A 12497-nucleotide genomic window follows, 5' to 3' on the forward strand; every position below is an offset into this window, starting at 1 on the left:
GAAATATATATTCTAAATTATCCACATAAACAAGGAAGAAAGAAAGGAAGTACGAAATGACAAAAGTATTGTACATTACAGCTCATCCACATGATGACACTCAGTCTTACAGTATGGCAGTAGGAAAGGCTTTTATTGACAATTATAAAGAAGCAAATCCAAATGATGAAATTGTGAATGTTGACCTTTTTAAGGAAAATATTCCACAAATTGATATAGATATTTTTAGTGGTTGGGGTAAACTTCAATCTGGAAAGGGATTTGAAGAGCTTTCATCAGATGAGAAAGCAAAAGTAAGTAGACTATCAGAACTATGTGAACAATTTATTTCAGCAGATAAATATGTTTTTGTTACACCTTTGTGGAACTTTTCTTTCCCACCAGTATTGAAAGCATATATTGATTCAGTATCTGTGGCTGGTAAAACATTTAAATATACAGAACAAGGTCCAGTTGGTCTTTTAACTGATAAAAAAGCTTTACATATACAAGCCCGTGGAGGAATTTATTCAGAAGGACCTGCAGCTCAAATGGAAATGGGTCACCGCTATTTAAATATTATTATGCAATTCTATGGAGTACCTTCATTTGAAGGCTTATTTATAGAAGGTCATGCTGCAATGCCTGATAAAGCACAAGAAATTAAAGAAAACGCAATTGCACGGGCTAAGGATTTAGCCCATACTTTTTAGAATTACTAAGGGAGCCAACACCTTACACGGCACCAGACTTAGATAAAAACAATAATAACATCAGATAATCCTTGTTAAACTAACGAGTGCTTTAGTTCAATAAGGGAGTAGAAAATATCACTAATTAAACAATTAAAACGAGAAAAACGCTGAGATAATCCTCAGTGTTTTTTTATATCTTTTTCCATCACGAATATTCATTTCACCGCCGTTTTAGATGCTTATTATATAGCAGAATCGCACAATAACCATTACAATTATAATTCTGTTAATAGATCTGTCAAAAATGCACAATTGGGAAGTAAATAGATACAAACCTTGATATAATAATAAAAAATAGGCATCTAAATTGGGTGCCTATTTTGGGCTTTATTTACGAAAAAGTGATTCAATATTGAACGGTTTACTTAATTTTTGCATCCTTTTCTATTTAATGGTTCAACATTTCTTGATTTTTGCAGATAACAAAAAATTAATAACGAATCTTAATCCAATCTTAGTGAAAAAGCAATTTTTTATGAATTACAAAAATAGCGAATCAAGTTCAATTCATGATAAGATGATTCAATCATTCAATTGAGCGGAATATAAAAACAAAGGAGTTAATATGAAAAATCGAAGCATCATCGCAGTATTTTATTTAGTTGGATTAACGTTTTTGTCTTTGGGAATTAGTTTAATCATTTTGGCTGATTTAGGTGCTGGAGCTTGGGATGCCATGTATGTGGGGTTGAATAAACATTTTGGCCTTAGTGTAGGTACATGGATTTTTATTGTAGGGATTTTACTGATTTTCGTCAATGCGCTTCTTTTAAAAGAACGAACTGATGTTTCTGCGGTGATACCCGTACTCGGTGTGGGGTTTTTAATTGATTTTTGGCTGCTATTTGTTTTTGCTAATTTTCAGGTGCCAATGCTTGCGATTCAATTAGCAATGTTAGGTGGGGGAGTGGCAGTAATTGCTGTAGGCATTGCTTGTTATTTACAGTCTAAGATTGCTCGCAACCCCATGGATACATTAATGATAGCTATTCAAACAATCACTGGGAAAAGCATGGCTGTCTCAAAAACGATGATGGAGCTTGGCGTGCTAATCATTGCATTCTTACTTGGAGGTCCAATTGGTTTGGGTACGATTTTTGTCACCCTGATGATTGGTCCCATGATTCAGTTTTTCTATAGCCCAGTAACGAAGTTGCGGAACTATTTGTGTGAGGATGCTAATAGAGGTCCAATAAAAGTTAATTCGTAAGCAATATAAAAAAGAGTAGGGAATTCTTAGAGAATTCTCCTACTCTTTTTTGTTTGACTTACGTTCGGTCTAACAATGTATAACTGACTTTTAATGTGAAAACAAGTCTGTAGAGTGCTTCACGTGATTTTTAGTTTCTGGATTGACGAAGTGTTTTGCTGCATTTATTGCAATTGGTGCTTCACCAAATCCACAAGCGATGAGCTTAACTTTGCCTTCATAAATGTTGCTATCACCGACCGCATAAACACCAGGAAGTGTCGTTTCCATTTTAGAATTTACTTTTATTGCATGGCGCTCCATATCCATGCCCCATTCTTTCATATTCCCTATATGTGAACGGAAACCATAGTTAACGATAACATGATCGGCCTTCAGTAATTCAACCTCGCCGTTTGTATTCCGCACAGCAACATGCGTAAAATTATCGCCTTCAGGTTCGAAATGATCAACAACGTATGGTGTTTTAATGACAACAGAAGACTGTTTTAGTAACTCTAGGCTATGTTCGTGAGCGCGGAAAGAATCGCGTCGATGAACAAGTGTGACAGAGTTTGCAATTGGTTCTAGCATAAGTGCCCAATCCACCGCTGAATCTCCACCGCCAAATAACACGATATCTTTGCCAGCGAATTTGCCCATGTCATCCACGAAATAATGGAGTTGAGTGCCTTCATATTGGATTGCTGCTTCGAGTTCTAAGCGTTTCGGTTCGAATGCACCATTTCCTGTCGTGAAAATGACAGATTTAGTTAAGTGTGTATCTGATTCGGTAGTAAGCTGCCATGTACCATCCTCAAGTCTAGTCATATCTTCCACTGACTCACCTGTGATGATGGTCGGTGAAAAGATAGCGAGTTGTTCTGATAAGTTATCGACTAAATCTTTTGCTCTAACTTTCGGAAATCCAGCAATATCATATATATATTTTTCTGGATAGAGAGCAGTTAACTGTCCTCCGACATTTGGTAAACTTTCAATGATTTTAACCGACATTTGACGCATGCCTCCGTAAAATGCAGTGAATAATCCAGCAGGCCCAGCGCCTACTATGGTAACGTCATAAATTTTCATATGTAATTGAGCTCCTTGTCCGTGAAGTGTCTATTTTGATTCTACCACTTTCTAAGCTGGAGTAAGTAATTTCAAACATATTTCAGTCGAAAGTCCTAGAGTAAAGCAACTTTCTTCACTGTAACTGGAAGTATGTCCAAACCATTTATTAATTTCATGTTTGTTACTTGTGCTGAAGGGAATAGTACAAACAAGTCTAATAATTCTAAAGGAGGCATTTTAATGACTAAAGAAAATGAGTTTCCTGAATTTGAACCCGAGCATACAGAAGTAGAAAAGCGTCAGAAGCAGCAAGAAGAGAACGAAAAAGAATTGAAGCAAAACCAAAAATTTCATGATAACCGTGGAGAACAAGTTATTAATGAACAACAAGAAGATTATCAGGGTGAAAAAGATTTAAACAACCAATCAAATGAAAATCAAAACGAACAAAATTTAAATGACCTTACAAATGATATTGAGAATAAACAGGGTAGGTGACGAGTGACACAAATCTTTAGACTAAAGAAATCCATATATATCAATGTTTTTATTAAAGAGTTCAAACTTTTGTGTCATTAATTAGTGACATAAAAGTTTAGACTCTCTTGTTGTAGTTAGTTAAAGAATAAGGGTGATTAAGATTACATGTTTCAATAAAATCAATTCATCCACTGGATATTAGATTACAACTGGGAAAAATTGATTAATTATTTATGATAAAGGATTGAGGTTTCTACTTAAACAAACGGGTGCGTTGATCCAAGAAGGATTAACGCTTTTTTTGTTGAACTTGTTGAACTAACGGGGCAGTTTAGTTGAACAAGGATTTTTATGAAAGTTTATAGAAAAGGATTAAGAAGAAGTTGGATTTTATTTTATGAGTTTATTTGAGAGGGTGACAGGATGATTAACTATTCAGGAACTCCAACGATAGAAACCGACCGTTTAAACCTAAGAAGATTAGAACTCACAGATGCTCAAAGCGTCTTTGACAATTGGCTTTCAGACGAACGGGTAACTGACAATCTAATTAAAGGAGCACATAAGACTGTTTCGGAAACAATTGAGAGGGTGGCTGGGATTGTAAGTGAATATGGCAGTGGAAAATTTTGTTACTGGGGTATTCAACTGAAAGCTAGCGGTGAACTAATTGGGGCAATCGATTTCTTTAATTTTGACAGTGCCACTGAAAACTGTGAGGTAGGTTATTCGCTTGGATATAAATGGTGGAATCAGGGCTATGGGACTGAATCGTTAAAATCGGTTATGGAATTTGGCTTTAGGCATATGAATATCCATAAGATATCCGCAGCACATAACCTCGATAATGCGGCTTCTGGAAAAATTATGAGTAAAGTGGGTATGGAACAAGAAGGAACGATTAGGCACATGATTCGTAATGCCAAGAATCAATACAAGGACTGTGCTGTTTATGGAATTCTCCAAGAAGATTATTTAAAAAACACTGTCAGAGCCCATACACCTATTATTAATTCCACGGGGCAGGTTAGTGAAACAATTTAAAAGTTAATTCGTAATGTATTAATATTTTTAAGGTGGTAATATCCATACCGATCACACACATTGTTTAGAGTAATAGTATCAGTAGTTCAAGAGTTAGAGATTCATTGCAATTGTTTTAAAGTTTTTTGCACCAGAACCCCCTAGAGCAGTAAGGCATACTTTCTTAAAGTGGAATCTATAACCATTTTCAACTTCTCCAAATAACCTAGATAATAGAGTTTCTACAAATCAGCCAAGCGCTACTTGAAAAAAGCCTTGGCTTTTTTGTTTGTTGCCAGACCACGTGTAAAAACAATAGATAAAAATCAGCTTATCCAGGAGCGTTTCAAAGTTGAAAAACGAAAACAAAATGCCGGAAACCCTCCAAATAATACAAATAAAATACCTGAACACCATCGTGGAACAGGATCACTGATTTCATTAAGAGGAGATCCGTCCTATGTTACGGTTCAAGTCTTTTGACACAGCTACATCCATTTCTTTACTTTGCACCAGAACCAGATTTTTTGGACTGGTGCATATTAGTATAGTGCTGAACATCGATAAAATATTGTTATGGTTACCATAAATTTTCATGATTATACAATAATCTCGTAAACACTTAAAGTTTTAATATAAGCTGTAGCAGCCAAGAACATGAACTGAAGCAACTTATATTATTTATTTGGTTCTGGTGCAAGAACTTCAAAGCACTTGCAATGAATTGTAGGGGGAAATTTTATTTTATTTTTGAGAGAGATGGGGAGAAACGATTGAAGAAAATTCAAAGATTAAAAAAGTTCACAGCAGTGGGGTTGGCATCATTATTAATAATTTCAAGTTCAGCGACTTTTGTAAATGCTACAAGTGTTGAAAGGGTAAAACTTGATGAACTGATTAAACCTGATTATTCAGTTCAAAAGAGTGCAGTAGCAACACCAGAACTAAAAAATCGTTTAGGTCAAGAGAGTGTAGTAGCACCAACAGAACTAAAAAATCATGACAAAGTTCGTGTTTTCGTTGAGTTAGATGGAAATCCAGCAATATCTTACTCTATTGAAAAAGGTGTAAGATATAAAGATTTACCACTATCAAAAAAAGTAGAGTTGCAATCAGAAGTTAAAGATGAACAAAAAGATTTTTTAACAGATGTTAAAGAAGATAAAATCGATTTTAAAGTTAAAAATACATTTACAACAGTTGTTAATGGTGTCAGTGGAGAAATCGAATATGGAAAGATTGATGAAGTTGAGAATTTACCAAATGTAGAATCTGTGAATCTTGTAAATGAATATGAAAGACCGAAAGAAAAACCAAATATGCTTACAAGTAAATCTATGGTACAAGCTATTCAAACATGGAAAGCTGGATATGATGGGAAAGGCATGGTTGTTGGCGTCATTGATACTGGGATTGATCCAACTCATCCAGATTTGACCTTAAATGAAGATCCAAAGCGTAAGCTGACAAAGGAAAATATAGATGGTGTTATCTCATCAAATAGCCTATCAGGAAAATATTTTACACTCAAAGTTCCGTATGGCTATAACTATGCAGATAAAAATCAAGAAATTCGTGATCTTGGACCAGATGCATCGATGCACGGGATGCACGTTGCTGGAACAGTTGGAGCAAATGGTGACGAAAGTGGAAACGGCATTAAAGGTGTTGCTCCAGAAGCACAGCTATTAGCACTAAAAGTATTTAGTAACGATCCTACTATGGGAACTACTTGGGGTGACATTTATGTCAAAGCGATTGATGATGGAATAAAGCTTGGTGCGGATGTTCTGAATATGAGCTTAGGTGCATCATCAGGATTTGTTAAACCTGATGGTATGGAGCAAAAAGCGGTTGAAAGAGCAGTAAACAGTGGAGTATTAATGGCTATTTCTGCTGGGAATTCTGATCGTATTGGTAGTGGAGGTCCTAATCCATTAGCATCTAACCCTGATATTGGTCTAGTTGGGGCTCCTAGTGTTGCAACAAACTCTATTTCAGTAGCAAATATTGAAAATAACTTTATTAATTTAGACCAAATGAATGTAAAAGTTGGAAACGAAACACTTCCAATCCCGTTTAAGACACAATCTTCTCCAGATCCACTGGATGTATTTGGTGAAAATAAAGAACTTGATGTTGTCTATGTTGATAAAGGGAGTTATCACGGATATGAGGGTAAAGATGTAAAAGGTAAAGTCGTTTATGTAGTAAGGTCTGCAGAAGTTCCAAACTATGCGACTATTCAATATTATGCTGAATTATATGGTGCGGCTGGGGTTATTGTCAGAGGACATGTTTCCCATGGAGATTATGTAAGCATGGCATTAACAAGCCCAAAAATTCCGCTTGTTTCTATAGGAATTAGTGAAGGAAATAATCTTGAGGAAAAAATTAAAGCTGCAGGTGGTACAGCGAAGGTTACATTTACTGGCGAAAAAAAGACAGTTGTAAATAGCGCTGCTGGTAGAATGGCAACTTCAACTTCTTGGGGTGTGACTCCAAGCTTGGAATTAAAGCCTGAAATCACTGCACCAGGGGGACAAATATACTCCACCTTAAATGACGGAAAATATGGACTAATGAGTGGAACTTCAATGGCTGCACCTCATGTTGCAGGGGGAGCTGCATTAGTACTTCAAAAAGTTCAAGAAATATTCCCACAATTACAGGGTGCGGATAAAGTAAAAAGAGTTAAAACGCTCTTGATGAATACAGCTAAACCAGTTCAGGATCCAGATAACAATAATAATTATTACTCTCCACGTAGACAAGGTGCAGGTATTATGCAACTACATGCGGCAATTAATACACCTGTTTATGTTGTGCGAAAAGGCACAAATGATGCAAAGGTTGAATTGAAAGAAATCAATAAAGACAAATTTGAAATGACGTTAACGGCAACCAACTTTAGCGATAAAGATGTGACGTACAATGTGGACACATCAGTTTTAACAGATGCCATTTCAGATGGGAGAAACACTCTAAAATCGCAGGTGATTTCTAAAGCTGTCGTTACAACAGATTCACCGACTCTAACATTATTCCCAGGTCAATCAAAAGATTTTACAATAAGAATCGATCTGACAAATGCAAAAGCTGAGTTAGAAGCAGCAATGAAAAATGGTTATTTTGTAGAAGGATTTATCACTCTGAAAAATGAATCTCAGGATGCAGCACTTCCGGACCTATCTGTCCCTTATGTAGGCTTTAAAGGTGATTGGAATGCACCTCCAGTCCTTGACTTTACAAAATTTGATTCTTCCCTTTCATACTACAAATATTCGGGATTTGTTGATCATAGAAGTGTATTTACTGGTAAAAGTTATTGGACAAATATATTCAGTAAAGAAAAATTAGCGATGTCTCCAAATGGAGATAATATTAAGGAATCAATTACACCTGTACTTCAATTTCTAAGAAATAGTAAAACGGTTGAATATAGCATTACAGATGCAAGTGGGAATATTCTCCGTAAGTTAAGAACAGATAAGGATCAATATAAGAATGACTCCACTTATACATTTGAACCTACTTATACTACATGGAATGGAAAGGTAAATAGTAAGCTTGTTGCAGAAGGTTTATATTACTATACAATCAAAACACAAGTTGACAACCCTGGTGAGCCTCAACAAGTAGTGAATTTCCCTGTATTTGTTGATAACACGAAACCAGTTATCTCAAATGTTGCTTACAGTAAGAAAAAACTATATTTTAATGCTCTAGATAGCAATGGTAGTGGTATTGATGAAATTTTGATTTATAATCGTGACGATAAAACATCAGAGATTATTACTGGATTCGACTCTCCTCCTAAAGGGCAAACCGAATTCGAGGTTGATTTAACAGGAATTGATCTCAAAGGAAATATAGCTATTTATGTACAAGACAATGCAGGAAATCTTTCTAATTTAACAGCAACTGTTCCTGATAACACGATCCCATATATTATTTCGGATTCACCAGTATCAAACAGTCAGTATGCGACCCGTTCAGTACCATTAAGTGGATACGTAACGGACGGTTCACTAGTAAAACATTTACAAGTAAGAAGTGACAAACTTGTTGGGGGTCCAGTGAAGGAACTGGGTTTAACATATAACCCAGTCTTAAAGCGATATGATTTTAAATCACAACTTAAGTTTAGTGAAGATGGTGTACATGACGTGTTCATTGAAGGCGAAGATGTAGTTGGAAATAAAATTGAATTCCGTCGAGAAATTTATATTGATACACAAGCGGCTAAATTTGAAATTACAGGTTTACCACAAAATAATTATGTTCCAAAAGATGGTGCTGATCCAGAAGTAACGGTTTCTATTACCGATAACTTCGATGCATTCCGTTTAACAGTGAATGAAAGTGAAGAAGCTACTAGAGGTTTCGAAGCACCGCACGTGCAAAGACCTTTAAATTATGAGCACAAGATGACACTTAAATTATCAGAAGGTAGAAATGATTTCGCATTTTGGGTAACTGATCTTGGAGAAAAGGGTGCATATAAGAATATTACAATCTATAAAGGAGTTACCCCACCTGCACCATTTATTACATCATTCACTGCCACTAAAGAGGATGTGAGTGTAATTAATCCCTTATCAATTAAAGCTGAAGCTTCTGAACCAATTGTTTGGGACATTAAATTGATAGATCCAGAGGGGAATGAAATTAAACATGATTCCACAAAGGAACTAAGTTCAACCTATGAAGGAAGCTTTTCACCAGATGAATTAGCTGCTAGTGGTGAATACACAGCAATTCTATCTCCATTAGGTGGGTCGAAAGCAGACAGACAAATAGTGAAATTTAATGTAACAAACCATCAAATTTCAATTTCTAAGCCTGTCCCAGCTCCAAATCAACCCGATGTAAATGAAGTAACATCTGAAAGTATAAAGATTACTGGAAATGCTGCACCGAACACTACTGTTGCAATCACAGATAAGAATCAATTTACATTAACAGGAAAAGTAGGGGAGGATGGCCAGTTTTCTATACCATTAAGTCCAAAACTAAAGGCTGGTCTAAACTTATATGCTACCGTTATCAATGAATCAGGTTTAGAAAGTAAAGAAACTAAGATTGTTGTAGTGGACAAAACAGCACCGAGTATTCCTTTGATAAGTAAGGTGACATATAGAGGAATATCTGGAAAAGCTGAGATAGGTTCGAAAGTATACGCTAAAGCAGGCAAAGTAATCATAGGTTCCTCAGTTGTAAACAGCAAAGGAATTTATTCTATTACCTTCAAAAGTCAAAAAGTAGGAACAATCATTAATGTTTACGCAGTAGACAAATCGGGGAATGTTGGAGCTGCAAAAAAGGTTTTAATAAAAGACATAACTCCACCAGCAATTCCTTCTGTTAAAAGTATAACTAATACAAAAGTAATAGGGAAAGCCGAACCAGGTGCTAAAGTTTATGTGAAAAAGGGAAAAGTAATCATTGGTTCTGGTATTGCTACCAATAAAGGAATTTATAGTGTTTCTTATAAAAAACAAAAAGTGGAAACAGTCCTTTACGTTTATGCAAAAGATAAGGCAGGGAATACAAGTAAAGCGAAAAAGATTGTGGTGAAAAAATAAATTAGGTCTTTATTTAATCTAGATCAGATGAGAAAATCATCTGATCTATTTTATTTTGTTGATGATATTGAGGAAATACCATTGTTTATTTAAAACGAGAGATGCCAAATCAGTCAAGCGCTTCTTCAATGAAAGAATGGGTTGCAAGTAACTAAAATTGACCATGTTGAATAAAGTTGACAGTTTCTTTTTCATTAAAACGCAACTCGAATGATGTCTTCAAATCAATGACTCTCGTAGGACGATTTGTTTGTGACAGTCCCATTCTTAAGTCAGTAGTGTATTGTGGCCTGTTCAATTCACACTGAACATATCTAAAGAGCTGTATGGGGTGTAAGCGATATAGTCATTCATTTTTTTATATGCGCGAGTCATATGTTGATTAATTTGATTGGATTCAATAAATAAGAATCCTTCTTCATAGAAATCAAAAGAGATTCCGCAGTGTATACAACTATTCATAAAATCACCTCGATAATTCAATGTTTATTGATTTAAAGTATCACAATAAATTTCGACTCCCGCAATATGTATGACAAGAATAGTTGGATAATATGTGAGTTTTTTCATATTTAAAAGGTCTATGGATGAACATGATTCAACAAAATTGACGATTGGTCGAGGTAGGGCATATACTTACGATACAAAGTTAATATTTATCTTCAATTAAGGGGAGTAGCTATACAGCAAAGTCGTCAATACAGGATCGTTAGTCCTCGGCTTTGTTGGCAACTTCAGTTGTTTGCGAGACCTTACCAATTATTTGGTGAGGTCTTTTATTTATTTGAGACGTTGTGACCAATTTTTGGTTATATCGTCTCTTTTTATTTATTATAATGTATAGGAGGTTAATGCTTGAACACATATCAAGAACTTGCAAATACAGTGGTGATATCCCCCAAGAAAAATCGATTACTTCATTATGATGATTCACTAAAACTCATAGGGACGGGAAGAAGTGCTTTTGTTTTTCGAATTAATAATTCAAATAAAGCAATTAAGGTTTTCTTTCCTGATTTTACGTACATCGCAAAAGAAGAAGCTGACATATATTTAGCGTTACAAGATATATCCTATTTCTCGACGATTTATGATTCTGGTCTTAATTTTATTGTCATGGATTACATTGAGGGACGTACCTTGTTTGAGTGCGTGAATCAAGGCATTCCAATTACGACCGATCATATTAAGGAAATTGACACCGCACTACGGTTAGCTGCTAATAAAGGATTAAATCCTTCCGACATTCATCTGAGAAATATTATTATCACATCCAATAATGACATCAAACTAATTGATGTCGCACGGTTTAGACAAACTAAGGATTGTACCCAATGGAGTGATTTGAAATCGGTCTATCTTCTTTATTATAAGAAGCCATATTTTCCGAAAAAAATTCCTGCACCTGTCATGAACACGGTTGCTTTTTTCTATAAAAAAAAGTTAATCCCTCCTCATTTGTCCTCTCCAAAGAGGGATTAGACATTCAAAGCGGCAGTTTTCAACAACTGCCGCTTTTTTACATGGAAAAATCTTTAGAATCCAAAAACTTCTCTCTGAGTACCTAGAGGTCTTCAAATTGCTAGTTGGGGTACTAACTTCCCTAAAGTGGTGTTATGTCAACCTAGGGTGTATACGCGATACAACCCATTTGAGTAATTGAATTGATGGTTGGCGGATGGATCATCCCGTTTCTTCTTCAACTAACGGGGCAGGTTAGTTGGACAAGTTATAAATTGAATAGTTTAAAGTTATAGAGCATTTCTTTGTAATGAGGAATGCTTTTTATCTTTGTCAAAAATTAAAAGCATATTTCTATAACAATAATCATAAGATTATAAACGATAATAATTTATTGCAAAACGATAAATTTTGTATTAAAATAAAATTAACAATAAAAAAATGTGAGGTGCTTTTTATGAAACGAGGAACAACACTCTTTTTAAAGATAGCTGTTATTCTTATTGGAATTCCAGTTCTTGCTTTGTGCATATTTTTGGTGCCTGAGATAGGGAATTATGCAGCAGAATTGTATCCAGATATTGCTTATATTAAATATCTCGTTTTAATTGATTTGTATGCAGCGGCGATACCTTTTTATTTTGCTCTGTATCAAGCTTTTAAACTTTTAAGCTATATTGACAAGAATAAAGCTTTCTCGAATTTATCTGTAAAGGCTTTAAAGACTATCAAATACTGTGCACTCACAATCAGTATCTTGTATGTAGTAGGCATGCCACTCTTTTTTCTCATTGGGGATAAAGACGATGCTCCAGGTGTCATAGTAATCGGATTGGTCATTATTTTTGCTTCTATGGTGATTGCAGTCTTCGCTGCTGTTCTTCAAAGGCTCTTACAAGAAGCCATCGATATAAAATCAGAAAATGACTTAATAGTCTGAGGTGA

General features: G+C 35.2%; 9 protein-coding genes and 1 pseudogene. 8 read left to right on the plus strand and 2 right to left on the minus strand.

Going from position 1 to position 12497, the window contains the following annotated elements:
• The first annotated feature begins 56 nt into the window (after window positions 1-56).
• Together C8K15_RS02560 and C8K15_RS02565 are read left to right on the plus strand one after the other, a co-directional pair.
• Entirely contained in the window at window positions 57-692 is a 636-nt protein-coding gene (locus tag C8K15_RS02560; protein ID WP_108584866.1) for an FMN-dependent NADH-azoreductase, read from the plus strand.
• 607 nt (window positions 693-1299) lie between these two features.
• Entirely contained in the window at window positions 1300-1944 is a 645-nt protein-coding gene (locus C8K15_RS02565) for a YczE/YyaS/YitT family protein (RefSeq protein ID WP_108584867.1), read from the plus strand.
• 90 nt (window positions 1945-2034) lie between these two features.
• On the opposite strand, the gene C8K15_RS02570 is transcribed toward C8K15_RS02565, so the two are convergent.
• Window positions 2035-3018: an NAD(P)/FAD-dependent oxidoreductase gene (locus C8K15_RS02570; protein ID WP_108584868.1), complete on the minus strand. Its 984-nt coding sequence runs from the start codon at window positions 3016-3018 to the stop codon at window positions 2035-2037.
• Window positions 3019-3240: 222 nt separating this feature from the next.
• On the opposite strand from C8K15_RS02570, the gene C8K15_RS02575 reads away from it, so the two are divergent.
• From C8K15_RS02575 to C8K15_RS02590, 4 genes and pseudogenes are all read left to right on the plus strand, one after another.
• Complete coding sequence (locus C8K15_RS02575; protein ID WP_108584869.1) at window positions 3241-3498, plus strand: hypothetical protein; 258 nt, start codon at window positions 3241-3243, stop codon at window positions 3496-3498.
• Between the two features lie 405 nt (window positions 3499-3903).
• Window positions 3904-4524 (plus strand): GNAT family N-acetyltransferase, encoded by a 621-nt coding sequence (locus tag C8K15_RS02580; RefSeq protein ID WP_108584870.1) that lies wholly within the window; start codon window positions 3904-3906, stop codon window positions 4522-4524.
• Between the two features lie 231 nt (window positions 4525-4755).
• Window positions 4756-5002 (plus strand): annotated as a pseudogene (locus C8K15_RS20165) (DDE-type integrase/transposase/recombinase); the annotation flags it as partial.
• Window positions 5003-5276: 274 nt separating this feature from the next.
• Window positions 5277-10091 (plus strand): S8 family serine peptidase, encoded by a 4815-nt coding sequence (locus tag C8K15_RS02590; protein WP_158268245.1) that lies wholly within the window; start codon window positions 5277-5279, stop codon window positions 10089-10091.
• 294 nt (window positions 10092-10385) lie between these two features.
• Here C8K15_RS02590 and C8K15_RS20170 read toward each other — a convergent pair whose 3' ends face one another.
• Entirely contained in the window at window positions 10386-10553 is a 168-nt protein-coding gene (locus C8K15_RS20170) for a hypothetical protein (protein WP_158268246.1), read from the minus strand.
• A gap of 393 nt (window positions 10554-10946) precedes the next feature.
• Here C8K15_RS20170 and C8K15_RS02595 point away from each other — a divergent pair, with 393 nt between their 5' ends.
• Both C8K15_RS02595 and C8K15_RS02600 read left to right on the plus strand, forming a co-directional pair.
• The gene (locus tag C8K15_RS02595) at window positions 10947-11573 is read left to right on the plus strand and encodes a serine/threonine protein kinase (RefSeq protein ID WP_108584873.1); all 627 of its coding nucleotides are present in this window, start codon (window positions 10947-10949) and stop codon (window positions 11571-11573) included.
• Between the two features lie 436 nt (window positions 11574-12009).
• Entirely contained in the window at window positions 12010-12492 is a 483-nt protein-coding gene (locus C8K15_RS02600) for a DUF2975 domain-containing protein (protein ID WP_108585057.1), read from the plus strand.
• Window positions 12493-12497 lie beyond the last annotated feature (5 nt).

It is taken from the genome of Paenisporosarcina sp. OV554, from assembly GCF_003058165.1.
In the GTDB taxonomy this organism is placed as follows: Bacteria; Bacillota; Bacilli; order Bacillales_A; family Planococcaceae; genus Paenisporosarcina.